The organism is Phytoactinopolyspora alkaliphila (assembly GCF_010550695.1).
Taxonomy (GTDB): Bacteria; Actinomycetota; Actinomycetes; order Jiangellales; family Jiangellaceae; genus Phytoactinopolyspora; species Phytoactinopolyspora alkaliphila.
This window is the reverse complement of sequence record NZ_JAAGOB010000003.1, coordinates 409,162-434,852: the sequence shown is the minus strand read 5'-3', so window position 1 is coordinate 434,852 and position 25,691 is coordinate 409,162. Positions and strand designations below refer to the sequence as shown.

Here is a 25,691-nt window from a genome sequence, read left to right as displayed (position 1 = left end):
GCGAACCGTCGGACTCCACTTGCCATCGGCACTCTACCAACGGGTAACATCGGGGGCTAGAAGCCTCTGGGGAGGGCACCATGGCCGAAGCCGTCGTCGTTGCTGCCGCGCGTTCGCCCATTGGCCGCGCGTTCAAGGGATCACTGGTCGACGTCCGGCCGGACGACCTCGCGGCAGCCATGATCCAATCCGCGCTGAGCGCCGTGCCCCAGTTGGATCCGGCCGAGCTCGACGACATCTACGTAGGTTGTGCGGAACCACGAGACGAGCACGGCGGCAACGTCGCACGCCGGATCGCTGTGCAACTCGGCCTCGACGCGGTGCCGGCCGCGACGATCAACCGGTTCTGCGCGTCCTCCGTGCAAACCGCACGGATGGCCTTCCACGCCATCAAGGCAGGAGAGGGCCACGCGTTCGTGTCCGCCGGCGTCGAGTGCGTGTCCCGCTACGCGGGATTCGGCGGTGCGGGGGTGGACGCGGGAGCCGCTCAGAACCCGTTGTTCACAGCCGCCCAGGAAAGGACGGCACGCCTCGCCGAGACCAACGAGCCCTGGACAGACCCGCGTGCGGACGGGCTCCTGCCGGACATCTACATCCAGATGGGCCAGACCGCGGAGAACGTCGCCACCCTGACGGGTGTGAGCCGCTCTGAGCAAGACGAGTTCGCTGTTCTATCGCAGAACAGGGCTGAGGAAGCGATCAAGAAGGGCTTCTTCACCCGGGAGATCACGCCGGTCACGTTGCCCGACGGCCGCGTCGTGGACGTCGACGACAGCCCGCGCCCAGGCACCACGCTGGAGAAGGTAGCTGCCCTGGCGCCTGCCTTCCGGCCGGACGGAACGGTCACCGCCGGGAACTGCACGCCGCTCAGCGACGGCGCGGCGGCCGTCGTCATCATGTCCGACAGCCGTGCCCACGAACTCGGGATCACACCTCTGGCCCGCGTGGTGGCTACCGCGACGTCCGCCTTGTCCCCGGAGATCATGGGACTCGGCCCGGTCGAGGCCACCCGCAGGGTGCTGGACCGGGCCGGGATGAACATCGGCGACGTCGACCTGGTTGAGATCAATGAAGCGTTCGCCGCACAGGTAGTGCCGAGTGCGCGCCAGCTCGGAATCGCCTACGACAAGCTCAACGTCCACGGGGGCGCCATCGCGCTCGGGCACCCGTTCGGCTCCACCGGCGCTCGGATCATGACTACCTTGATCAACGGCCTGCGGGAGACGGGCGGCACCGTGGGTCTGGAGACCATGTGCGTCGGCGGTGGTCAGGGCATGGCCGTGCTCATCGAAATGATCTGACAGCCGAGTTGATCAGAGAATAGGGCTTGTCATGGCCGCGAGCGTGAGGCAGAGTCGAATAAAGGAGCCCTCACGAGCAACGGAGGCGACCATGAGCCTGAACCACTCCGAGGAAACCCATCGCAATCTTCTCGCCCGAGTGCCGAGTTGCACCGGTCGAGATCTCCGGGAGTGGTTCAAGGCCTTAGAAGCCGGTCCGGCGTTCTCCCGCTTCGATGATCGGGTCCGATGGCTGCGCAGCGAGCACGGCTTGGCTCACGGGCACGCGACGGCCATCGTGCACGAGCACAACCTCCGCCGCGCCGCCCGCGCGTTCAAGTAGCCACGACGCTTCGCACAGCGACGGCCGTTGGCGTCCCCCCTTGCCCCGACGCCGGGGCATTACTATCGTGCGGCCCGCGTGGGACGTCCGTGTCATAGAAGAGGCGGGTGTCACCGGGGCGATCTTCCCCGGCGACACCCGCCTTCACTGTCTGCTGTGAACGGCCCGTTCCGACGCCGCCCTCAACGTGCCGGCGCGGTAGGCGGCGTCATTCGCCTCTGAGTATGGCCAGCAGCCGGAGCATCTCGATGTAGAGCCAGACCAGGGTGACAGTGAGGCCGAACGCCGCGGTCCAGGCGAACCTGGCCGGGATGCCCTCCTTGACGCCCTTCTCGATGAAGTCGAAGTCGAGAATTAGCATGAACGCCGCCAGACCGACCGCGAACAGCCCGATCGCGATACCGAGCCAGCCGCTGCGGAACCCGAAGGGGCTGTCGGTCCAGTTGAAGATCTGCGCCATCAGGTTGAAGACGACGAAGACCATGTAGCCGCCCATGGCCATCAAGAGGCCACGCTGGAACTTCGGCGTCACCCGTATCCGGCCACTGCGGTAGAGGAACAACGACACCGCGAAAACACCGAGGGTTCCGACGATCGCCTGAGCCACGATTCCGTTGAGCGGCGTGCCGCCCGCCGAGATGGTGGAACCCTCGAGAATGGAGCTGATGCCGCCGACGAACAGACCCTGCAAGGCCGCGTACGCGAGAATCAGCGGTGGGCTCGGCTCCTTCTTGAACGCATTGACAAGTCCGAGGACAAGGCCACCGATCAGTCCGACGTAGAACAGGCCGGTATTCATCCAGCCGATGACCGCGCCGATCAACAGCACACCGAGCGTGGCGCCCGTGCGCATGACGACATCGTCGTACGTCATCCGGCCGGTCTGCGACGGGGTGGCAGACGGGGCCGAGTACATCTGCTCGAGCTTCTCGGCACTCGGTGCCGGAACCTGCTGAACACCTGGGCGTCCGCTGAAAGCAGCCGACCGCCCGAATACCGGGTTACTACTCTGCATCGCTCTCCTCCAACGCCCACCTCTGGGCAGATCAACTCGTCCACTTCTACTGTACAGATCAGGCCCGCGTATTACCGTGGCGGGCCTCCGGCCTATCCCACTGCCAACCAGGGGCTGCCGAGTCTTCGACCATGGACCGCCGGTGCCGGCCCGTCGGCGTATACAGCATTCAGTACAACGCTGAAAGCGGTCCTCGCATTTCGCCGGACCCTAGGGTTCGGTTCGCTGAGGATCCGCTCCACACGAGGGGATGGACTAGCCTGTGTAGTGATTCGTCGTGCTTGAGATCGAGGGGACAGGAATGTCGACGTCGGACCCGGCCAGCCCAGATCGACCGCACGAGGCGCCGCCTGCGGCCCCGCCGGCCACTCCGCCGCCACCGCCACCATCATCCAGCACCCCATCACAGTCCAGCGCGCCGGAACCTTCGGCCGGCTCACCGGCGCCGTCCAGCGCGCTGCCACCGCCGCCTCCCCCTCCCAGCATCGCTGAGCAGCCGGTGGGTGAGCCGCACCCACAGCGCCGCCGTGGCGTGCTCGCCGCTGCCCTCGCCCTCGCCGTGCTGCTCCTGGTTCCGGGAGGCGTGTTCGCCTGGCGCTCGCTCGACGGCGCCGGCACCCAGCCGCATGACGTGCTTCCGGCCGACGCGGTGGGTTACTTCCGTCTCGATCTGGACCCATCCGCATCGCAGAAGATCGAAGCGATGCGATTCCTGCGCAAGTTCCCGGCTATCGGCGACGCTCTGGGCGGCGTCGCCGACGACGAGGACCTGCGCAAGCGGGTCATCGACGAGTTCACGGCGGCCACCGGCTGCGACATCGACTTCGAGGCCGACGTCGAGCCGTGGCTCGGCGACCGCCTCGGTGGAGCGATGCTGCCACCTACCGGCGAAGGCACGGACCCGGAGTTCGCTGTCGCGCTGCAGATCGAGGACCAGGACGCGGCCGAGGCGACCATTCAGCAGGGTCTGGCGTGTGGCGATCCAGGGGCTGACGAGTTCGGGCGGGTGTATTCCGACGGTTATCTGATCTTGTCGGACACGCAGGAGAACGCCGAGCGTCACGCGGCATGGGCGCAGGAATCCTCCCTCAGTTCCAACTCGGAGTTCACCGAGGCGATGAAACTGCTGGGAGATCAGGGCGTCGCGTCGATGTGGTTCTCCAGTGCCGGCATGTTCGACGCGTTCGAGATGCCGGGAGCCGAGATGCACCCGTCTGACGCCTTCTACGACCCGGACATGCCGTCGATGGACGACATGCGGGCGATGTTCGAGGGTGCGTACCGCAGCGTCGCCATGGCGTTCCGGTTCGACAGCGACTACGCCGAGATCGCCTCGGTCATCACCGGAGACGCGTACACAGAGCTCAGCGGTGGAGGCGTACGAGCCGACGTGCCGGAGGACACCACCCTGCTGCTCGGCTTCGCCAACGGCGACAGCTATCTGCGGGAGAACTGGGAGACGCTCTTCGAGGCCACACCGGACCAGTCGCGGATGATCCAAGGCCTCGCCGCCACGGCGGGTCTGACCTTCCCTGACGACCTGGGCACGTTGTTCGGTGAGAACTTCGTTCTCACGCTTGACGCTCAGAACGTGGACATCGACGCGATCACCACCTACGGCGACATGTCGTCGGTCGGCCTGGGCGCATTGGTGGACACCGACGCCGACGCCGCGCGGGAAGTGTGGGAGAAGCTTCGACGTTGGGCCGAGTGGGCCGAGATGCCGATGGACGACCTCCCGCTGGAGCTCACCGACGACGGCTACCTCATCGCTTCGAGCCCGGAGGCCGGCGCCCGGTTGATTGAGGGCGGCGGTCTCGGCGACACCGATGTCTACACCACCGCCGTCAAGGACGCCGCCAACGCCGACGCCGTGTTCTTCGTCAATGTCGACACGGTGGAGGATCTCGTCACGTCCTTCTTCGACGAGCCGGGCAACGAGGACCTCGTCGCTTCCCTGCAAGCGGTGCAGGCGATCGGCTACTCCGCGCACATCCGGGACGGACACACCGAGGTGACCATGCGGATCACGGCCAACTGAGGCCCCGGTCAGCTTTCCTGGCTGTCCTCCCGGCCGTCCCGTGGGGCGAAGACACGCAGCGCCTCGGCGTCCGACGCCGCGGAACGCGTGTAGTGGTCCACCCACATTTCGACGCCGGAGAAGTGGCTGAGCTCGACGGTCTGTACCGCGATCCGCTCGAGGTCCACCTCGGTGCGGCGTAGCTGCACCACACCGTCGCGAAGCAGCGCCCAGTGCGGACCAGGCCGCCCGTAGGGCATGCCGACACTGCCGGCGTTGACGACGAGACGCCGGTCCACCATCCGCTGGAACGGCATGTGCGTGTGCCCGCACACGACGGTGCGTACCGCTGGGTCGAGCCCGGCGAAGACGTCGGCCCATCGGGACAGGGCACTGTCCACGAGGACGACCTCCTCGTCGTCCCGCGGCGTGCCGTGACAGAACAGGACCGGGCCGAAGCCGCTGATGTCAAGTGTCACCGGATGCGGCAGGCGGTCGAGCAGGTCGACCTGGTCCGGCCGAAGCTGCCGTCCAGCCCAGGTGGACACCTCGTGCTCGCTTCGCTCGCCACGGGCGACGTCGACCAGCTCCCGGTCCGCGTTTCCCCGGACCCAGGTCACCCACTCACCGAGGGAGACGAGCAGGTCGAGTGTCTGCACCGGGAGCGGTCCGGCGGCGATATCGCCGGTGAGAACGAGCCGGTCCGCGGCCTGCACGTCCGGCTCCGCCAAGACCGCTTCGAGAGCCGGCAGAGCTCCGTGGATGTCGGACAGGATGGCCACGCTGCGCAAAGGTTCACGTCGCACTGCTACTCAGTCCTCCCCTAGGCCCGCCCGGCCGGTCATAGCCGGCTGGAGCCGCCCGACCGGCCGGTGGACCCGGACCGACGCCGTTACTCGGCAGTACGCCAGGCTCGATCTATCCGCTGATCCAGCTGGTTTCCATCGGCGTCGGTGGCAACGACGCGCACCGAGGCGAAGCCGTCCCCGTCGGCGGCGGGGACCATCGCCGCGAAGCGGCCGTCCACGGATGTCACCGGCGCCTCGGTCCAGCTGTCGCCGTCATCGTACGAGACCTCCACCGCGATCGTGAAGTCACCTGGTCCGGTGGCCTCCCGCTGGTAGCCGGGTTCGACGACGAGCGAGTACGACGAGCCGGCCGGCACCTCGTTGTACTGGCCGGTCTCCAGGTGGTAGTCCGCCTGCACAAGCGGGAGCACGGTGCGTCGTTCTCCAGTACGTCCCGACGTGAAGCTCCACGTGGTCTCGGTGCGGACCGATGTGTCGGCGAAATGGTCGTCGCCGTGGGCGACCTCCAATGTCAGCTCGATCTCGGTTTCCACCGGGGGCACAGTGAACTGCCCGAAACCGCCGCGCATGCGGTCCACGACGGCACCGTCACTGCGCAGGGTGAGCTTCGAGACGTCACCGAAGTCTCCATAGGCTTCGCCGAACACAGGTCCGTAGAGATACTCGGACAGACCGACCCGGATAGCGTCCCGGAATCGTGCGACCGGCGCGCCGTACTCTTCCAGGCCTGCCGCGTCCGCGACGCCCGGGTGGGTCAGCGGACCCCACCACAGTTGCTCGTAGGTTTCGCCGGCCTCGTAAGGCTCGATCTCGGACATGCTCCAGTAGAGGCTCGCGAAGTAGTGCGGCAACGCGAACCGCTGCCATTCGACGCCTTCGGTGCTGATGTGATCGGTGCGCACCACGGGGCCGTGCCGCCGGATGTTGAAGTTGCTGCCGAGGACCCGCTTGTCGACGTAGGGAACCCACATCTCGTTCCTCGACATGCGGTCGGAGTCCTCCCGGTAATCCGAAGTCACCTGGGCCATGGGGTGGTCAGCCGTGCGGTACGTACGCGCGCCCGGGATCCCGCCGGGCTCGAAGAACGCCAACTGATAGGCATAGCCGTGATCCTGAAGCCCGCGCACGGCCAGCGTCGCCGTGGGGTCCTCTGCCAGTGCGCGGCGCAACCGCTCACCGGTTTCCTGATCGATCATGTAGAGCGGAAAGTCCGTGCTCCATGCCGTCCCCCTCCACCGCCCGGGCCGGTCGTTGTGAGCCAGCACGAGGGCGGCACCGGCGTCCTCGACATCGCGGACCCACTGATCGATGTCACCGTCGCCCGCCCGCGTGACGAGCACTGCCGCTCCCTCCACGTCCACCGCGGCCAGCTCGTCGGGTGTCCCGGTTCCGGCGTAGACGATCGGTAGGTCCGCCTCGCCGACGAACGGGCGAGCGGTCTGCGACAGGTAGGGCGTGGTTGTGAGCTCGAAGCCCTGCGGGCCGGTGAGGTCCGCGGAGATGATCGGCTCGACGAACTGCCACGTCGAGGCGAACTCGAACGTGCCTTCCTGCGGTTCCGGGCTGGGAAACACCGACAGCTCGTCGCCGAAGAGTCCAGTGGTCGGGAACGGCGTCGCTGCCCGGCCGTCGATCTCCCGGTTCCAGGTGAAGTGGTACATGTCCAGGTCCGTCTCGAGTTCGGTCTCCACCCGGACCGGTTCAGCGCCTGCCGCATCGTAGTGCAGGTCAACATCACCGGCGATGGTCACGTCCGGGTCGCCGGCCAAGGTATGGCCCGGAGCCGCGCCCGGGCCGTCGGGCGTGTCGATCGTGGTCACCACCGTGTAGTCGCCTTCGGGGACCAGGCCGGTCGCGCGTCCCTCGGGCCCGAAGAACCGCCCGTACTCCTCCGATTCGTTGTTCCACACGTCGACGACGACGTTCGCGGGGTCACCGCGCCGGTCGACTGCCTCGACGGTCAGTTCGTGAAGGGGACGCGGCACGGTGAACGAGGTTACGGCGCGCACGTCGTTCTCACGGTTGCGCGGATCGGTCCCGACGATATGCCCCGTGTAGGTGCCACCCTCGATGCCCTCGGCGGTGAAGCGCACGTCGGTGCTCGCTTCGCCACCGGCCGGAATGCTGAGAACGGGCTTCCGGAAACGCAGAACGGGCTTGCCTTTCCCGTCGTCGCCGTGCCGGGAGAGGGCGCCGGAGAGTCGAAGCGTGACCTTGCGGTCGAGGGGGTTGTGGAATGTCAGCGTCCGCACCACCTCACCCTTTTCCGGCAGTTCACCGAGGGTAAGGACGCTCTCGTCGACCGAGACGGTGTCGTCGACGGCGCTCATCACGTCCAGTCGTCCCGCACCCTGATGCGGCAACCGCACGCCCTCGAGGGGCTGGCTGGTGGAGATCAGCCGGTTCTTGAGATCCCGCCCACCCAGGTCGGGTCGTTGCTGCGCCAGGATCGCCGCGGCGCCAGCAACGTGCGGAGCCGCCATCGACGTGCCGTTCAGCGACGTGTAGTGCTCATCGAGCAGGTTGCCCAGCGAGGTCCCGCTAGCCCGTGCGGCGACGATGTCCACTCCTGGTGCCACGATCTCCGGTTTCAACGCGCCGTCGCCCACCCGCGGCCCGCGGGACGAGAAGTCGGCTATCCGGTCGTCCTTCGTGACCGCGCCCACGGTCAGCGCCTCCGTCGCAGCGCCCGGCGATGTCACGCTCTCGTCTTGAGGACCCATGTTGCCGGCGGCCACCACGAACAACGAGTTCGACGACTCGCTTAGGCGGTTGACGGCCTGGCTCATCGGATCGGTGCCGTCGGTGGTGTAGGGCGTGCCCAGGCTCATGTTGACCACGTCTGCGCCCTCGGCCACCGCCCACTCCATGGAGGCGATGATCCAGTCCTCCATTCCGGACCCGGCGTCGTTGAGGACTTTGCCGATCAGCAGCTTGGCGCCCGGAGCTATGCCGGTGTACGCACCGTTCGAGGCCGCCCCGGTTCCGGCGATGGTGGCGGCCACGTGCGTCCCGTGACCGTTCGCGTCGGCGGCGACAGCGTCGCCGCGTGCCGTGCCGGCGGCGTTCCCGGCATCTCCCGTGGCCGTGCTGTCCCCGGTGTTCTCGCCTGGAAGCTGCTCTTCGGGCAACTGCTCTTCAGGCAGCGGCTCGCCCGGGTCGGGATCGCCGGGGCCCGGCTCGCCTGGTATCACGTCGGTGAAATCCTGTGCGGCGACGACCTGCCCGACCAGGTCTGGATGGTTCGGATCGTAACCGGAGTCCAGCACCGCCACGGTGACACCGCTGCCGTCGTATCCGGAGTCCCATGCTTCTGGTGCCCCGACCTGGGCCGCGCTCTCATCGAGAGCAGCGGTCACTTTGCCGTTCAGCCAGATACCGCTGACGGTGGAAAGCTCCGCGCCCGATGCGTCGAGCGGTGCCGGCTCCCGTCCTCGCAGCGATTCCCATGTCTCCCGCAGCCGTTGCTTCTCCGCGGATACCGAGATCGCTCCGATGCTGGGCAACTGCCGCTCCTCGCGGACTCCACGGGGCGTCGGCACCGCGTCCATCGTCGACGGCCCGTCGGGCGCGAGCAGCATCAGCGGAAGCTCGCCGGTGGCGTCGTCGTGATACCCCTGCTCGACCAGGAGCGAGACGTTGAACAGCCGCGGATCCAGGACACCCGAAGCCAGATATGGCTCGGCCTCGGCCGGGATGACGTGGAGGTGGCCGTCTCGCTCGTCGACCCGAGGCGCCGGAGCGGTTCGCACGCCCTCCGGGCCCGGCGACGCGTGTCCCTGCGGTCCCGCCACCGCAGGCGCTTGATACTCCAGCACGCTCTGCACGCCGTCGGCCGAGACCTGCAGTACGACGACATCGCCGGTCACGAGCGTCACTCGATACGTGCCTCGTGGCACGCTCCCGGCTCCGCTCCCGGGCCAGCTCCCGGTCGGCCCGGCCGGTCCAGACAGGCCGGCTAGCGATGTCTCCGGATGGCTGGAACTGGCAACCAGGTTACTCGGCGCAGTTTCCGGCTGGCTCGGCGCAGCCGCCGCACCACTCGCCCGGGGATCCGGCTGGCTCGCCGCGGGCAGGAGGGTGCCTCCCGTCAGGACCAGCAGCACGACGATCGCCAGCCCGACGGCGCGGGGACGGCGACCTGACCGGAATGCGCGCAAGATGTGCATGAGTCCTCGTTTTCAGCGGGGTCACGGCAGTGAATCAGCCTTGCGCACCCGCACGAGGGTTGCGATTGAGCAAATTACCCAATATTGGACTCGGGGCTGGATTCCGACGCTGTGCTCTCCGTTCTGGTGTGCTCATGGTCGGATGAGCTGGCGGACGCCTGACCAGTCCCCGCGGCTGCGGAGTAGGCATGGTCAAGATCGAGGAGGCCGGTGTCACTGGCCGCGAGCGCCAATGCCGCCCGCGAGCTGACATCCAGCTTTCGCATCGCCGAACTGAGGTGGCGGTCAACCGTCCGAGGTGAGAGAAACAGCGTCTCGGCCACCTTGCGGCTGGTCAGGCCGGTAGCGACGAGCCGGACCACCTCCAGTTCGCGTGGCGACAGCTGATCTCCGTAACCCCGGCGCCCTCCACGCCATGCCCGGGCCACCTCGACACCGTGTCTGCGCAGCAGGTGGGCGACCCTGTCGGCGTCCCACCGTGCGCCCGCGTCCACGAGCGCACGCTGAGTCGGGACCAGCGTGTCGACCGCACCCGCCTCGTCGCCGGCCGACAGTAGCGCGCGCCCCCTGCGCTCCATCGTGAGGAGCCCGTCGTACGGCCGCGGCAGATCCCGCCATTCCCGGGCCACGTCGCCGAACAGGGCCGCGGCGCGTCCAGGCCGACCAGCGGCTTCGATAGCCACCGCCTGGCACAGACGCGCCGCGGCCTGTGGTGCCGGTGCGTGCCGGTCTCCTAAACCAGCGGTGAAACGCCTCGCCCAAGCGGCCACAGCTTCGGTGTCGCCGGCCGCGACCAGCGCGTCCAGGAATACGGGCATGACATCCGTCGCCCACAGCCACATGTCCTTCCGGTCGATCAGTTCCACGACCGGCTGGGTGACGGCCACGGCACGGTCCGGCGCACCGTCGGCCAGATGGAGCCGGCCAAGGGCCGCCGCCGGCAGCCCCTGCACGTCGATCAGCCCCCGCCGGATCGCCTCGTCGAGCACGTTTCGCAACCGTTCGTGCGCGGACTGCCGCTTGCCTGTGCTGAGATCGAGCAGTCCGAGCAACAGCGCGGCCTCCAGCTGCGCTTCCGGGAGGGTGTCTTCGTCCTGGGCCAGTTGGCGGATCCGGTCCGCGAGACCCGTCCATGCCCCGGTCTGCCAGTCCAGATGTGCCACGGTCAGCTGGGCGGAGTTCACCAACCGGCCGTACCCCGAACTTCGCATGAGGTCCACGGCCGCGGTCAACCGTCGTCGTGACTCGGCGTAGCGGCCCCACGCGATCGCGAAATGCCCGGCGTTCATCAAGCCTCTGGCGATCTGCCGCAGCTCGAACAGGGTGGCGGGCCCGGTCTCGTCGCCGTCCTCATCCGTGTTCCGGTCTTCGATTTCGTCCACGGCGACCCAACCGGCGTCGTCGCCCAGCATCAGCAGCACGCTGGCACGGTCGACGGCGAGCCAGATGCGTTCGTCACGTGAACTCACGCGCGATCTGAGCGCCACCGCGCGATCCAGCCACGAGCGATGGCGACTGGCCGGCCAGTCGTGCCCCCGGGGAAACGCCAGCGAGATCATCGCCCGAGCCCCGAGGTCGGGACGTTCGTCCAGTTCCGCTACCGCAGCCTCGATCTCGCGCACTGCGGTCTCGAACTCGCCCAACTGCAGGTGCAGGCGGCCGAGAAGTAGCCGGACCTCGCCCCGATCCACAGCCGGGACATCGACGGCATCCAGCACGGCGCTCAACGCGTCACAGACCCGTCGCCCCATGGTGCCGAGGGAGGCTCCGCCCCACGCCGCCGCTTCACCCAGCTTCCGGGCCAGCCGGATCATCAGGTCCGAAGAGAGCTCCGCGGTCGTCACCACGTCATACAGGAACACTACGGCCGCATGGTCGTCTCCGGATTCCAAAGCCCGGGCAGCGGCGGCCTCCGCGTACTCGGCCCAACGGCCGACGTCTCCGGCTTCGCGGTAGTGCCGGCACAGCCGCGCCACAGGCACCGGCTCCATTCCCGCGAGCGCCTCTGCCGCGCGGCGATGCATGCGTCGTCGCTCTGATGCCGGAACCGCCTCCTCTACCGCGCGTGAAGCCAATGCGTGCCGGCAGACGAACTGGTCGGGTTCGGTTTCGATGAGCAACCCCGAACTCAATGCGGCGGCGAGCCCACGCCTGGCGTGCTCCGCGTCGAGTTCGCTCACCGCGCCCAGGGCCGGCTCGCCGGCTGGTTCGCCAAACGTCGCGGCGGCTTCAAGCACGCGCTGCGCGGCCGGGTCGAGCCGTTCGACCCGCTCCAGGACCGAGTCACGCACCGTGGGCGGCACCTGCAGCTCGCTCAACGCCCGTCTCCCCCACCCGTCGGCCGCTGGAAAGATGTCGCCTCGGTCACGCAGCAGCCACATCGTCTCTTCCAGGGCCAAGGGCAAACCAGCGGTGCGTTCGTGGATGAATGTGGCGAACTCGCCAGATACCTGTCGGGTCTCGAAGACGCCGGCGATCATCTGCGTCGTCTCCGTGACGGTCAGCGGCTCCAAGACGATACGCGCCGAGCCTGTCCGGGCCGCGGAACTCGACGTGAGACGGCGCAGAACCGACCCAGCCGGGACGTCGGTGGAACGGTAGGAAACGATCAGGTTCATCCTCCGCAACGGCGAGGCCGCCAGCATGAGCAAGAGCTCCAACGACGCCGCGTCCGCCCAATGGGCGTCGTCGAAGACGAGCACGTTCACGCCACAGCGTTCGATCAGCTCCATCAACGCACGCAGCAGCCGGTGCCGCGTGGCCTTCGGATCGTCGAGAGACTCCATGGCAGGCGGCAACGCCTCTGCCCACTCTGGAAACAACGGCCGCAGGGCACCCGTCAGCGGGCTCAGTTCGATTCCAGCCGTGCCGTCCGCGATCTTTCGCATCGTTTCGCGGAGGGTCGCCTGGAGCGCGTCGACCACGGCCCCGAGAGGAAACGGCTCCAGCAAAGGCGGACATGTGACCTGCAGTGTGTGCGGCTTCACCGGTCGCGCGGCCAGGCATTCGTGGATCAGCCTAGTCTTTCCGATTCCGGCTTCACCCTCGAGGAGAACCAACGCCGGTGCGTCATCTAGCGCAGCGGTCATCACAGCAAGCTCGTGACGACGGCCCACGAAGGACACGGGCCCGGTGCGAGGTTTCACGTGTTCAAGTTTGGGCCATCGCCGACCGAAATCTTGGCAGAACCACGCGGCCTCGCATGTCCACAGTGACGAGACCGTGCCGCAAGGTCAGCTCCCCGGTTGCCGGCTGCCCGGCTTGCCCGGCTTGCCCAGTGCCCGCCGCCCGACTTGTCCGGCTACCCGCCGCCCGGCTTGTCCGGTGCCCGGTGCCCGGCTTGCCCGCTACCCGGCTTGTCCGGCTGCCCGGTCCCCGGCTTGCCCGGTGCCCGCTGCCCGGTGTCAGAACGGTGGAATGTCGGTGCCGTCCGCGCCGGCTGCCTTGGCATCCATATCGCTCCTCGGACATCCCCGCAAGAATGCGTGCTCATGACCGGGATGCACGTGGGCGGCCCTAGTCCGAGCTACAGCCGGAGCACTTCTCGTGACGGTACGCACGGAGCCATACCGAGGAGCAATCAGCGGCGCTTCCCGACAGCCGCAATGGCCGTAACAGCCGCAGTCGCCCCTCTCCGATCCACCGCGCTCGTGGACACCGCGGCACATTCCGGCCGGATCTTCCGGAACGCGGGCGCTCTTGGTCGGCGGGACGCTGCTCGCTTGGAGACGTTCCCGCACACTCTCGAGGACATCCGGCTCCACGCAACGACGAGCAGGCCTGGGCCGAGGTACCGGCGGCATCACCGGCGGTGTCCGATTGACATAGGTGTGGCCGAGCGGGCTGATCCATACCGTCACGTGTGGATCGGGCTTGTGGACGCGCCATCCGCCGTCATGCTTCAGTCGATGATCGAACCGGCAGCACGAGCCCAGGTTCTGGTGATTCGTCAGCCCACCGCTGGAGCGGGCTCGTGCGTGATCCTGGTCAGAGCGAGTGGCCGGAGCCCGGCAAGCCGGATGGACGCAATCCCGGTCGCGGACCTGGATCGCGCGACGGAGCCCCGCGTCAGGGCTTCGCCTATAGGCTCGGCGTACATCCGCTCGGAACGCGGCTCCACCCACACTCGACGAAGCGTCGCCTGGTTCCCGATCGTGGCCAAGCCCGCCTTCAGCCTCTCGATATCGCCGCATCACATCGGCGACAACACCTGCCCACTCAGCATTCTCGCCGCAGGTGAGGCGCATCCGTTCCAACTCTGCGACCTTGACGTGTAGCTCGACGATGCCACGGCGTCGCCCGGGGTCACGCGAGACCCGTGCCGCGGCGAAATGCGCCGTGGCCGGTCGTGCCGTAGTGATGCCGCAGCCAACGGGTCGCCCGCGCTCGTCGCAGACCACCCACCGCCATTCCGCGCCATGCATCGTGCTGATCGTCTGGCGCGCCAAGACAGCTGTGATGAAGTCCCAACCGACGATCTCCCCCGGGTGCTCGTTCCACCCGAGCATCGTCGCGATCTCCACCCGCAGCTCACGGACAGACCATGCCCGACCCGCCGTTGGGGCCTTATTTCCGGCCGTGCCAATGTCTCGCGAGCCACGTTGCCGCGTGCCGTCACCGTCCGGGGAACCGTCACCCGCTGGACCATCGCCACCCGCTCGACCACCGCCACCCGCTGAGCCTCGGCCACCTCCTGGACCCCCGCGACCCGCTGGACCCCGGCCACCTCCTGGAGACGGGCTACCTCCTGGACCTCCGCTATCCACACCTCCGTCGCCGCCTCCGTCGCCGCCTCCGTCGCCGCCTCCGTCGCCGCTGGCGTCCTCACCATCGCTGCCGTCAACGCCGTCGCGGTCGGCACGGTTGCCGCCCCCGCTGCTGCGTGGCGAGTTGTCAGAGGTGCCGTCCGATGGCGCGGTCTCTTGGTTTCCGAAATGTTGATCATTCACAAAGGGGTTCGCAACGACGCAGGCGACGATGTCGTCGTCGCTCATGCGCTCAAAAGAACCGTCAAGCATGCCGAGGAAGATGTCGACGCGCACGTGCTGGATTCTCCGCCTGTCGCCCGCCCGCTTGCAGGCCCTGGCCAGAACGTCGACCCGGTCTCCTGCGGCGGCCGCCCGGTCGACGGGTAGATCCAGTCCACTGATGTTCGCCGTGCCGTCCTCATTGCGGCTGCCTTCTACCCGGCGGCCTCGCACCGCGCGGCGGTACTTTCGTTCAGCCCACTCGGGATCGATGGCGATTGCCATTCGCTTGATTCGGTCGATCAACGCCCCGACGAGCAATCCCGGCGCCTGCGGCAGAAGCTCCGCGACGATCTGTGCGGCCTGATCGTCGGTCAGGCCGGACGTCCATTGTGTGAACGCCCGAGCGCGAGGCTCGTCAAGAAGGCCGGCGAACATAGCCTCACCCAGCATGGGGAGACGATGGTGCACATCCCAGGCGAAGGCGAACGTGGTGTCGGCACGCCTGCGAGACCAGACAAGCGCTGCACGCGCCTCCTGCGCGGCGAACTCACTGGGGGCTTGGACCCGTGAAACCGTCTCCGACGAGAGCGCCTCACGCATCCCTGTCTCGAGCAACGCTTCCAGGAAGACTGCTTGGTGGTGGCAGAGCTGTCGGTACGTTGCCGTCATCACGTCGACCGTGTCACGACCCGGCACGACCTGAACGGCAAGGTTGTCGAGGATGGCACCCAGTTGCGGACCAGGCGGCATCGCCGCCAATCCAGAAGGCACTCCAGCACCGGCCGACTCAGGACGTGGGGCAGCCCGGCCCGACTCGCCGAACGTGTGCTCTTCGCCGGACCGCCTAGGGTAGCCGTCACCCTCGTTCGCCCGCTCGCCCTCTGCTGCGCCCGAGGTGGAAGCACCATCCTCACTCTCGCAGCCAGTGATCACAACATCGCTGTTCACGCCGGTGGTCACGACGTCATTGATACCGGTGGTCAGGACCTCGCTATCCGCGCCGCCGGTGGCCACGACATCGTCACTCATACCGGTGGCCACGACGTCGCCATCCGCGCCGTCGGCCGACCCCGCATCACTGGTTCTGGAGTCATCGCCCGTACCACCGTCATCAGTGTCGACATCTGTGGCATCGACTTCCGCGCACGCCGGGTTAGCAGGCTCGCCAGTAGTGGGAGCGACGGCGACGGGCGCGGTGTCGTCACTCGGGTATACCCAGCGCATGTCGACGTCAAGGACGCCACGCCTGATCCTCGGTGTCAGCCCAGCGAGAGCACATTCGATGACCGTGGCCATGCCTAGCTCCCTCCAACCGCATACCGTCAAGCGTTAGTTCACGCCGACAGGCCTTGAAAAACGTAGATATAGCTAACCGAGAGGCAACTAGATCAACTAATATCATCATAGTTAGAACGCTTGTTCGATTCAAGGCCGACGCGTTTGCGGTTCGTTGCGTCCTGCACATCGAGCCCCCTGGCGCTCACTCTGCAGGACGCAACGGGAACGGGAGCTTTGCCTCCCCTGGGAGTCATTCGCCTGGATAACAGATGCGGCAGCAGACCTCTCACGCAAAGGACCAGGTCTATCCCAAGCGTCTAGCCCGCCATCGAGCTCTTCCGGTTGAGCCCCGGCACAGAACCGATCGCGGGCTGGACCGCAACCTGACCTGACCTCACGAGCAAGAAATCGAAGCCCGGCCTTTCGACACCAGACCGCCCACGGCGCATTCACATGGCGGGCCGCGTTTGCCGGACGTGTTCGAGCTCGATACCCGATGGCGGCTTGGCGGGCATCCTTCGCAAGCTCAGCCGCAGGTCCTGATCGGGCACCTGGTAGGTCATCTCGGCGGACAGGATGCGTGCGATCTTACGCATGGTGGCGATGGTCAAGTGCTCGCCGGCGCAGCGATGGCCCAGATCCGGGTCGCCACCGCCTTGCGGTATGAAATCAAAGCCCTCGGGGTCCCGGTCCCGGAACCGGTCGGGAACGAACTCGCCAGGAGAAGGCCACATCCTGCCGTCGCGATGGGTGCCGAAGACGTCCAAGATCACGAGTGTGCCGCGCTGAAAGTGGTGACCGTTCCAGTCGAAGTCCTCCCGGACCCGAGCGCCGAGCATCGGCGCGAAGGGATAGAAGCGGCGGACCTCGTGGACGAACATGTCGGCATCAGCATCGTCGCCGGTGCGAAGGCGCGCTTTCCAGCCCGGATGATCGTGCATCGCGAGGGCCATGAATGCGATGAACCACGACACGGCGACGAACGGCCGCACCATGTTGAGCAATTCGACGGCGGCAGTGCGCTCACTGAGCAGCTCCCCATCGTGGTCCCGGTGGAAGGCCACGATGTGTAACGCGCGATCGTCCGGGGTCTCCAGCCGTCCAGCCCTGACATCAGCGACGACGTCCTCGAGCCACGCCTCGGACCGGCGCCTTCCCAACCTCCCACGCCAGTGTCGCCAGCCAAGGGCACCGAACCCATCGACCGCGGCGATCAGGTCTTCGGCCCGACGACGACGATCTCCCGCGGGTAGGGCAACGCCGGCCCAGTCACATCCCGCTTGGCACAGCACCTGCGCCGCCTCGTCAAACAGCACCATGCGGCCGCGGGATTCCCACTTCGGCAACGCTGCGCGCCACAGCGATGTCGTGCGGGCGACAAGGTCGTCGATCGACTCCGGCGTCATCACCGCCATGAACATCGCTTTGCGATGCCGATGTGCGGCGTCGTCGAGGCCTTGAACGCCGCCTTCGCCGAACACGGTCTTGAGCACGAACCCCGGTACGGCACCGCTACGCTCGAACCGGGTGGTGTCGTAGAAGAGGTGCCCCGCGTCGGCGCCGCGCATGCAGATAGCCTGCCGGCCGAGGAGCCGTGCGCCGAAGATGTCGCTTTGGTAGCGTTCAAATCGTCGCGGCAGGAAGCTGTATCCCTCACGGAGGAGCGAGAGAGACGAGTCTGGAGCCGGATCGTGCGGCATGCTGTGCTCGTGGACTTTTCCCGCGGGGATCATACGCATGCGCGGCCACATACCCACGTTCCAAGGCGGTCATGCCCGCATGCCGATATATGCCGCGCTCACATGTCGATCAAGGGCGGCGGATAGTCCAGCGCTTGGCGCACGTTCTCAGGTAGAAGCCACGGGGTGTGCACGGCGGCACCTTGCACCTCTGCCAGTTCAGGAACGTGCCGGCGCACGTAGACGCCATCGGGATCGAACCTGCGGGCTTGCCGCAGCGGATTGAGGACCCGGTTAGGCCTGGTGTCGTTTCCCGTACCGGCAACCCACTGCCAGTTCCCGGCATTGTTCGCGATGTCGCCGTCGCAGAGCCAACGGAAGAAGTGATCGGCTCCCACTCGCCAGTGAACCTTGAGGTTCCTGGTCAGGAACGACGCGGTGATCAGCCGCGCTCGATTATGCATCCAGCCTTCGGCAAGGAGCTGACGCATGCCGGCATCGACCACAGGCACGCCGGTCTGCCCGCGTCGCCACATCTCCGCGGCGTGCGGGTCGTCGCGCCATGCCTGGTCGCGAGCGCGGTAGTCGCGACGGGCGATATCCGGGAACGCCGCCGTGACCTGATGGTGAAAGTCCCGCCAAGCGAGCTGGCGCACCACACCGGGCGCATGATCGCGCAGCCGCTCCGCGACCTCACGAGCGGAAACGCAGCCAAAATGCAGATAGGGGCTGAGCCTCGTCGTGTGATCGCCGGCCAGGTCGTCGTGGTCCGGCTCCCAGTCCGCGCGTTTACGTACGGCGGCAGCAAGGAGCTTGCGGGCCTCAGTCTCTCCGCCGGCGGGCAACGACGGCGACACGGGCCCCTCGCCCGCCAACTCGCGTCCGGGAAGCTCGCCCGCCGTCATTCCCGGTGGCATGCGGATCTGGCGTGGCGCCGCGAGTATCGGACGCCACGAACCAGCCTCCCAGGCTCGCCAGTACGGGGTGAAGACACGATAGTGGTCTCCTCCAGCCGGGCGAATGTCACCTGGGGGCACGACCGTGACGCCCGGATAGGTGCGGAACGCGACGTTCTCAGTACCGCACGCCGCCGCCAGCCGCTGTTCCCGCCGACGGGCGTAGGCGCTCACGTCGGCACTGCACACCACGGCCGTCGCCGAGGTCTCCCGGACCATGCGCATCGTCTCGGTCACGATGTCTCCACGCCGGATCACCAGGTCGCCACCACGCTCGCGGAGGAGCGCACGCAGGTCTTCCAACGCCTTGGCCAGGAACACCAGTCGATTCGGCGCGGCGAAGCCTCGGCTCAGAATCGCGTCGTCCAGGACGAATAGCGGCACCACGGCGTCCGCGTGAGAGCACGCCGCTGCGAGGGCGGGGTGATCATGGACGCGCAGATCGCGGTTAAGCAGGACGACGGCCGTCCTGTCGGTATCTATGTCCGTCATCTGTGGTCTCCTGCCTTCACCGGCTACGGCAGCTTTCCGCCCAGCCGAGCTGCACGGCGTCAGGCCGGCAGATGTCGCCTGCACGGCATTCGCCTGCACAGTCTCCACCTGCGCGTTGACCACATGCGACGTGCTCACCTGCTCAATGCTCTCCGGCAAGGCACTGTCCGTACCGGCCGTATCCGGCACGATACTCACCGGCCACAGTACTCAGCTGGCAGGAGCTCAGCTGCTCATCCCACGCGTCGCCCGCTAGCGACGCGTCGCCGGGCTTGGTGTGTTGCGCTTGCGATCCGTGAAACGCCGATGGGCCGGCACCTTGCGGTGCCGGCCCATCGCTGAGACCTCAGTCAGGCAAGTGGTACTCGCCCGGAAGTTCAGACAGCGCGAACGTTGGTGGCCTGGGGGCCCTTGGCGCCCTGGGTCACCTCGAACTCCACGGCCTGGTTCTCCTCGAGGCTACGGTAACCGTCGCCGGAGATCTCCGAGTAGTGAACGAACACGTCCGGTCCGTCCTCGCGGGCAATGAAACCAAAGCCCTTTTCCGAGTTGAACCACTTGACAGTTCCCTGAGTCATGATACTCCTTACAGGGCTGGAAAACAGGACACCACACCGTGCAGTGCCCTCGGTCGGTCTAGACGCGACCTCTCCAGAAACCTGAAGGTATACGACGCGCCCGCAACATCATTCCATGCGAGCGTGCATCCAACACGAACACAAAGACTGCGACCGCGGCAATAGTACAACGCGATTCGACTTCCGCCAGCATGGGCGACACAAATCGTTATTTGCACCTCACCGCTGTGTCGAGCTTACCACCTTCTCGGCGTGGAACGAGGCGCCGCGGCGCTCCCCCACGTTCACCCACGTTCAGCCGCCTCCATGTACGCACGACGCTGGTCCGCGTCCAAGCGCTCGACGGCGTATCGCACCATGGTGCGCGGCATCCTCCGGGCATGCTCGTCCAGGAAACGCAGCAGCCGGGAGCGGTCTTTCGCTCCGGCTGCCCGGAGCCAGCCACCGGTCGCTTTGTGAATCAGATCGTGATCATCCGCGAGCAGCATCTCGGCGATCGCGAACGTGTCGTCCAGGTCGTCCTGCCTGATGAAGTACGACGTGCTCACTATGGCCGTGCGTCGCTCCCACAGGACACCGGAGCGCGCCAGTTCGGCGAGGACGCCGCGTGGCTTGTCGAACAGGTAACCGCCGATCACGAACGGCGCGCCCAGGTCAACCAGGTCCCAGTTGTTGATCCGGTCGTGTCTGCGCAAATACAGCTCGTAGAGGTCCTTGCGACGGCTCTCCGTGGTCCGTTTTCTCCGCGCCTGCTTGTCCATGATGCTCATCGCACCCGCCCTGACCTCGTGCAGCGGACTGTCGAGGAGGTGCTCGAGCTCCTCCGGGGGCATCTCGATGAACTCCTTCGCGAGCGCGAAGACCTGACCCATGCGCACGCCGAGGAAGACGTCGCCCTCGCCGTACTCGCCCGGCCCAGTCTTGAAGTAGCGCTGAATCTTGGCGAGCTCTTCGGCCGATTGATGGGCCTTCAGCCGCTCGATGAAGACCGGTGCGCCGATGTCCGCGGCCATATCACTCCTCACCGGCCACGGCGATCAGCATGTCGTCGAGGCGCTGGTAGCCCTCCTCGACGCCGCGCTCCATCGCGGAGCTGAGCACCAGATCACGGACGTCTCGCGTCGAATATCGCAGCGTTGTGGTCAGGGCCGTGCCGCCTCGGTGGCCGGTGAGCACATGGACCACCACGGACTCCCCCGGGTACCAGTGGTCGTCGAACTCCTCGCTGTAGACGAGCCGTTCCGGCGCCGCGATCTCCTGGTACATGCCGCCTGCGCTCATCCGCTCGTCGTCGGGACCGTGCCAGGTGAACCGCCAGCGGCCACCCACCCGAAGGTCGACGCGGCATTCCACGATGTGCCAGCCCCGGGCGCCGTACCAGCGCTTCAGCAGTGCCGGTTCGGTCCACGCGGAGAAGACGAGCGCCGGCGGCGCGGCGAACCAGCGGGTCATCACGATCTCGGTGTCGGTGGGCGTAGTCACCGTCGTGCCAGGGTAGTCGTGCGCGTCAGCGCTCCAGCCCGGGTCACGACCGAAGAATCCGAGCAGCCTGTCATGCAGGGGCGCGTCGTCGGGCACCGCGACCTCCGGGCCCAAGACCTCGATGCCGGGACCGAATGCTTCGGGGGTGCGCAATTGCTCTACGACGCCGGCCGGGACCGTCGTGCTGCGTGCCCACATCCGCTCCACATCCTCGTCTTCCATGGTGTCGTCCTGGCGAGTGGCCCGGGCAAGATCCCAGCCGTGGATCACGAGATCGTCACTGACAACCTGGTCGATGTGCTGCTCGGTGGTGATCCGGCCGGTGGGTGTGTCGCATTCGGCCCGGGCGAGCCGGGTGTCGTCAAGAATCTCCTCGACATCGGCCCGAGCCGAGAAGAAGGCGCCCAGCGGATCGTCGTCCAGCGACGGCGCCGGCCGAAGCTCGCGACCCAGCGGACGCAGCATCGCGCCGTGCATGTCGATGATGTGCCCGACCACCGCCCTGGCGTCCCAGTGCTCGCAGGGCGACTGATTCGACCATTGATGCGGCCGTACGGCGGCGATCTTACGTTCGAAGGCCGCCGCCCGGCGGCGATACCGTTCAGCGATCTCATTCATCGTCTCTCTCCTGTTCGGCGGCTGCCATGAGTTCGTCCAGCACGGTGTCGAGCCCTTGAAAGCGCTCCTCCCACAAGCTGCGGAAGTCCTCCAGCCACGTCGCTGCCGCTTGAAGCGGCTCCGTCTGGAGTGTGCGTGGCCTGCGCTGTGCTTCGCGGCTACGCAAGACCAAGCCGGCGCGTTCGAGGACCTTGAGGTGCTTGGAGACCGCTGGCTGGCTCATGTCGAAGGGCGCGGCCAGCTGCGCGACGCTCGCCTCACCGGCAGCCAGCCTGGTGAGAATGGCCCGCCGGGTCGGGTCCGCGAGGGCCGCGAATGTGGCGTCGAGCTGGTCACTGACTCTCATTCATAACCCAATCGTTTAATAACCAATTGGTTATTTCATGCTCTGACGCTTGCTGTCAAGCGCCATCTCGACGGCTCGCGCGGCCGGCTTGCGCAAGGCACCTCCAGGCGGGATGAAGACACGTGGCGTGCGGGTTGTAGCGGGCATGGCTGTTGACCTTGGCACCGTGGGAATCTGGGACACCGTGGGAATCTGGCAGCGAACGGGCGCGCTGAACGCCCGAGTCGCCTCCGACATCGAGCAGCTCGGCTACGGGAAGGTCTGGATGCGCCAGCCGGATGCCGGCGCGAACCATGTGAACGTCAGGGAACGAAGTGAGACTCCGATGCGTGGATACTGCGTGCTCGCGGAGGTGCTCCGGTGACGGCAGCGGCTCCATCTGTGTTGGTCGTTCAGCACACGAAGAACGGCGGCGCTCGTCGCCTCGGTGACTGGTTGAACGACGACGGCCTCAAGCTCGACGTCGTCCCGGCCTTCGACGGAAGTGCGCTGCCGGCACGGCTGGAGCACGACGCCGTCGTGGTACTCGGCGGCGGCTACCTTCCCGACGACGACCAGCGCGCGCCCTGGCTGCGGCAGACGCGCGCACTGGTGGCCGAGGCGCTCGGCCGTGACCGGCCGATCCTGGGTATCTGCCTGGGCGGCCAGCTGCTGGCACAGGTGGCCGGTGGCACGGTCGAGGCGGAGACTGGACTACCGGAGAACGGCAGCACGCCCATACACATGCGCGCGGAAGCCCACGACGATCCGCTGTTCCACGACCTGCCGGACGTGGTACCCGCCATCGAGCATCACGAGGACGCCATCACGGCTCTCCCGGCAGAGGCCGTGTGGCTGGCCTCGAGCGAGCGCTGTCCGTACCAGGCGTTCCGCTACGGAAGATCGGCTTGGGGAGTGCAGTTTCACCCGGAGGTCACGCCAGACCGAATCCTGGAGTGGAACGCGGACAAGCTTCGCCGGCAGGGCTTCGATCCCCAGGAGTTGTACCGGCAGGCGCTCACCGACGACGCCGCTTCCGCCCGCCACTGGCGCACGGTCGCGAGCCGGTTCGCCGACGTCGTCCATGCCAGCACCGACACTTCTGCGGCCGCAGAAGAGAAGCGCGAGGACCACCCATGACGGTACGGCTGTCGATCCTGGATCTGGCCACGGTCACCGGCCAGCGCACCCCGCATGAGGCTCTTCAGGGCAGCGTGGCCACTGCCCAGGCGGCCGACAGCCTGGGCTATGTCCGGTACTGGTTCGCCGAGCACCACAACATGCCGAGCATTCTGTCGTCGGCCACGAGCGTGCTCATCGGGCACATCGCCGGGCAGACGTCGAACATTCGGGTCGGATCCGGCGGCATCATGCTTCCCAACCATTCCCCGCTGGTCATAGCGGAACAGTTCGGCACGCTGGAGACCCTGTATCCGGGCCGGATCGACCTCGGCGTCGGCCGGGCACCGGGCGGAGACCGGGAGACATTCCTCGCGCTGCGCCGCGACCCGGCGGCGGCCGAGCACTTTCCGCAGGACGTCGCCGAACTGCGCGACTTCCTGGGGCCGGCGCAGCCGGGGCGACGAGTGCTAGCCGTTCCGGGAACGGACACCAACGTCCCCATCTACATCCTCGGCTCGTCGTTGTTCGGGGCGAAGCTGGCGGCGTCCCTCGGACTCCCCTACGCATTCGCGTCACACTTCGCTCCTGCGGCCCTGAACGACGCCCTCGATGCGTACCGGAGCGGGTTCCAGCCGACCGAACACCTCAGCCGGCCCTATGTGATCGCCGCGATGAACGTCTACGCCGCGAACACCCGCGACACCGCGGAGGAGTTGTTCCGGGACAACCTCGTGCGCATGGCGCGTGGCCTCATCAGCCGCGCCGGGAACGCGCCGCTCGAGGTCGACGACGACACGCTGCTCGCCTCGCCAGTGGGGGAACAGGTCCGGTCAATGTTGCGGCACACCGCCGTCGGTGCCGCCGGCGACGTCCGGTCCGAGGTGCGCGCGTTCGCGGAGCACACGCGAGCCGACGAGCTGATGATCGTCACCAACATGGGCGACGTCGACGCCAGGATCCGTTCCCTCCAGATCCTCGCCGGGGTTGTGCCACCCAGTGGATGACCTCCCGCCGGGACCGTGGGGATCAGCCCGCCGCGACGGGACGGCTGCGGTCGGTGGCCAGTTTGACCGCCAGCCCGCCCAGCACCGTGCCCATGACGTAGCGCTGCGCCCGGAGCCATAGCGGCCGCTGCGCGAGGAACGTGGCAAGGCTTCCGGCGAACAGGACGATCATTGCATTGACCAGCAGCGCGATGGCGATCTGGCTGGATCCGAGGATCAGGCTCTGCAGGGCGACCGAGCCGCGGGTGGGATCGATGAACTGCGGCAGTAACGACACGTAGAGGACCGCGATCTTCGGGTTCAGCACATTGGTGACCAGCCCCATGGTGAACAGCCGGCGTGCCGGATCGACGGCCATCTCACGCGGCGCGAACACGGACGTGCCACCAGGCCGGACCGCCTGCCACGCCAGGTAGAGGAGATACGCCGCTCCGGCGAGCTTCAGCACGGTGTAGGCGGCAGGGACCGCGGCGAACACGGCCGTGAGGCCCGCCGTCGCCGCCGTCAGGTAGATGAGGAACCCGGCGGCCACGCCCAGTAGCGAGATCAAGCCGGCGCGCCGTCCTTGCGTGATGGACCGTGACACCAGGTAGATCATGTTGGGGCCGGGTGTTAGCACCAGGCCGAGGGCGACAACCGCTATTCCGAGGATTGCTGCGGTGCTGACCATCAACGGCTCACTTTCGTTGGTTCCCACCATCGACGGTCCCGCTTCGGCACCGTGACCGTGAGAACCGGCGCCGGTCGCGGCATATTCCACCGTCACCCGCATTCCACCGTCGTCCGCACACGCCCATGGCCGAGCGTGGCCCGAATGAAGCGCTCACCCATCGGGTACCCCGCGGGAGGAGAGAAGCAATCGCCATCAGGAACGATGCGATCAAGGAGGGAGTCGTCGTGGCACAACGACTTGAAGGCAAGAGAGTCGCGGTCCTCGTCGCGAACGAGGGCATCGAACAGGTTGAGCTGACCGAACCCTGGCGGGCGATCGAGAACGCGGGCGGCAGGCCCGAACTCCTCGCACCAGAAGGCGGCACCGCACAGGCGATGAACCACCTCGACAAAGCCGACACCTTCCCGGTCGACAAGGCGGTCGGTGACGCCGATCCCGGCGACTACGACGCACTCATGTTGCCGGGCGGAGTGGCGAATCCGGACAGCTTGCGGGCCAGCCCGCAAGCCGTCGACTTCGTCCGCGCGTTCGTCGACGCCGGCAAGCCGGTGGCCGCCATCTGCCACGCTCCGTGGACGCTGGTCGAGGCCGACGCCGTCCGCGGGAGGACCCTGACCTCGTGGCCAAGCCTGCAGACCGACATCCGCAACGCCGGCGGCACCTGGGTCGACGAGGAAGTGCACAACGATCACGGCCTGGTCACCAGCCGGAAACCTGACGACCTTCCTGCCTTCTGCGTCAAGATGGTGGAGGAGTTCGCCGAGGGCAAGCACCCGGTCCACTCCTAGTGCTGCTGCGGGGAGAGTATTAGGTGTCTGGGATCGTCCGGAGTTGTTGAGCCGCGTTCTGCCCGCATCCATGCTCGAGGAGCATGGTCT

The 25,691-nt window shown here is 67.1% G+C and carries 19 protein-coding genes and 1 pseudogene; 7 read left to right on the top strand and 13 right to left on the bottom strand.

Features of this window, described 5'->3' with window-relative positions; all coding sequences use genetic code 11:
• The first annotated feature begins 80 nt into the window (after positions 1-80).
• On the top strand, positions 81-1,301 hold the full coding sequence (locus tag G1H11_RS07965) for an acetyl-CoA C-acetyltransferase (RefSeq protein ID WP_163817730.1): 1,221 nt from the start codon (positions 81-83) through the stop codon (positions 1,299-1,301).
• Positions 1,302-1,392: 91 nt separating this feature from the next.
• On the top strand, positions 1,393-1,623 hold the full coding sequence (locus G1H11_RS07960; RefSeq protein ID WP_163817728.1) for a DUF4287 domain-containing protein: 231 nt from the start codon (positions 1,393-1,395) through the stop codon (positions 1,621-1,623).
• Positions 1,624-1,831: 208 nt separating this feature from the next.
• On the opposite strand, the gene G1H11_RS07955 is transcribed toward G1H11_RS07960, so the two are convergent.
• A complete protein-coding gene (locus G1H11_RS07955) occupies positions 1,832-2,638 on the bottom strand; it encodes a Bax inhibitor-1/YccA family protein (protein ID WP_163817726.1) in 807 nt (268 codons plus the stop codon).
• A gap of 499 nt (positions 2,639-3,137) precedes the next feature.
• On the opposite strand from G1H11_RS07955, the gene G1H11_RS07950 reads away from it, so the two are divergent.
• Positions 3,138-4,679: a DUF3352 domain-containing protein gene (locus G1H11_RS07950; RefSeq protein ID WP_163817723.1), complete on the top strand. Its 1,542-nt coding sequence runs from the start codon at positions 3,138-3,140 to the stop codon at positions 4,677-4,679.
• Between the two features lie 8 nt (positions 4,680-4,687).
• Here the strand turns inward: G1H11_RS07950 and G1H11_RS07945 are convergent, their stop codons facing one another.
• The 11 genes and pseudogenes from G1H11_RS07945 to G1H11_RS07895 all read right to left on the bottom strand — a co-directional run bounded on the left by G1H11_RS07945 (position 4,688) and on the right by G1H11_RS07895 (position 22,035).
• Complete coding sequence (locus G1H11_RS07945; protein WP_163817721.1) at positions 4,688-5,464, bottom strand: metallophosphoesterase family protein; 777 nt, start codon at positions 5,462-5,464, stop codon at positions 4,688-4,690.
• Positions 5,465-5,550: 86 nt separating this feature from the next.
• The gene (locus G1H11_RS07940) at positions 5,551-9,636 is read right to left on the bottom strand and encodes a S8 family serine peptidase (protein WP_163817719.1); all 4,086 of its coding nucleotides are present in this window, start codon (positions 9,634-9,636) and stop codon (positions 5,551-5,553) included.
• Between the two features lie 74 nt (positions 9,637-9,710).
• Positions 9,711-12,752: a helix-turn-helix transcriptional regulator gene (locus G1H11_RS07935; RefSeq protein ID WP_343074829.1), complete on the bottom strand. Its 3,042-nt coding sequence runs from the start codon at positions 12,750-12,752 to the stop codon at positions 9,711-9,713.
• Positions 12,753-13,040: 288 nt separating this feature from the next.
• Positions 13,041-15,902, bottom strand: a complete 2,862-nt coding sequence (locus G1H11_RS07930) for an HNH endonuclease signature motif containing protein (protein WP_163817716.1) — start codon at positions 15,900-15,902, stop codon at positions 13,041-13,043.
• A gap of 431 nt (positions 15,903-16,333) precedes the next feature.
• Positions 16,334-17,623: a cytochrome P450 gene (locus tag G1H11_RS07925; protein WP_216843556.1), complete on the bottom strand. Its 1,290-nt coding sequence runs from the start codon at positions 17,621-17,623 to the stop codon at positions 16,334-16,336.
• Between the two features lie 59 nt (positions 17,624-17,682).
• Entirely contained in the window at positions 17,683-19,011 is a 1,329-nt protein-coding gene (locus G1H11_RS07920; protein ID WP_163817714.1) for a cryptochrome/photolyase family protein, read from the bottom strand.
• A gap of 377 nt (positions 19,012-19,388) precedes the next feature.
• Positions 19,389-19,589 (bottom strand): cold-shock protein, encoded by a 201-nt coding sequence (locus G1H11_RS07915; protein WP_163817712.1) that lies wholly within the window; start codon positions 19,587-19,589, stop codon positions 19,389-19,391.
• Between the two features lie 284 nt (positions 19,590-19,873).
• On the bottom strand, positions 19,874-20,602 hold the full coding sequence (locus G1H11_RS07910; RefSeq protein WP_163817710.1) for a DNA alkylation repair protein: 729 nt from the start codon (positions 20,600-20,602) through the stop codon (positions 19,874-19,876).
• Position 20,603: 1 nt separating this feature from the next.
• On the bottom strand, positions 20,604-21,041 hold the full coding sequence (locus tag G1H11_RS26965; RefSeq protein WP_163817938.1) for an SRPBCC domain-containing protein: 438 nt from the start codon (positions 21,039-21,041) through the stop codon (positions 20,604-20,606).
• Positions 21,042-21,128: 87 nt separating this feature from the next.
• Positions 21,129-21,689: pseudogene (locus G1H11_RS26960) on the bottom strand (maleylpyruvate isomerase family mycothiol-dependent enzyme); the annotation flags it as partial.
• Positions 21,682-22,035 carry an ArsR/SmtB family transcription factor gene (locus tag G1H11_RS07895; protein ID WP_163817708.1) on the bottom strand — a complete coding sequence of 118 codons (354 nt, stop codon included), beginning with the start codon at positions 22,033-22,035 and terminating at the stop codon, positions 21,682-21,684. The gene G1H11_RS07895 and the pseudogene G1H11_RS26960, both read right to left, overlap by 8 nt.
• Positions 22,036-22,180: 145 nt before the next feature.
• On the opposite strand from G1H11_RS07895, the gene G1H11_RS07890 reads away from it, so the two are divergent.
• The 3 genes from G1H11_RS07890 to G1H11_RS07880 are packed head-to-tail and all read left to right on the top strand — an operon-like array spanning position 22,181 to position 24,140.
• The gene (locus tag G1H11_RS07890; protein ID WP_163817706.1) at positions 22,181-22,399 is read left to right on the top strand and encodes a hypothetical protein; all 219 of its coding nucleotides are present in this window, start codon (positions 22,181-22,183) and stop codon (positions 22,397-22,399) included.
• A complete protein-coding gene (locus G1H11_RS07885) occupies positions 22,396-23,154 on the top strand; it encodes a type 1 glutamine amidotransferase (protein WP_216843554.1) in 759 nt (252 codons plus the stop codon). Before G1H11_RS07890 ends, G1H11_RS07885 begins: the two co-directional genes overlap by 4 nt.
• On the top strand, positions 23,151-24,140 hold the full coding sequence (locus G1H11_RS07880; protein ID WP_163817704.1) for an LLM class flavin-dependent oxidoreductase: 990 nt from the start codon (positions 23,151-23,153) through the stop codon (positions 24,138-24,140). The genes G1H11_RS07885 and G1H11_RS07880 overlap by 4 nt, the downstream gene beginning before the upstream one ends.
• 22 nt (positions 24,141-24,162) lie before the next feature.
• Here G1H11_RS07880 and G1H11_RS07875 read toward each other — a convergent pair whose 3' ends face one another.
• Positions 24,163-24,810 carry a LysE family translocator gene (locus G1H11_RS07875; protein WP_163817934.1) on the bottom strand — a complete coding sequence of 216 codons (648 nt, stop codon included), beginning with the start codon at positions 24,808-24,810 and terminating at the stop codon, positions 24,163-24,165.
• Positions 24,811-25,037: 227 nt separating this feature from the next.
• On the opposite strand from G1H11_RS07875, the gene G1H11_RS07870 reads away from it, so the two are divergent.
• Complete coding sequence (locus G1H11_RS07870) at positions 25,038-25,601, top strand: type 1 glutamine amidotransferase domain-containing protein (RefSeq protein ID WP_343074825.1); 564 nt, start codon at positions 25,038-25,040, stop codon at positions 25,599-25,601.
• Positions 25,602-25,691 lie beyond the last annotated feature (90 nt).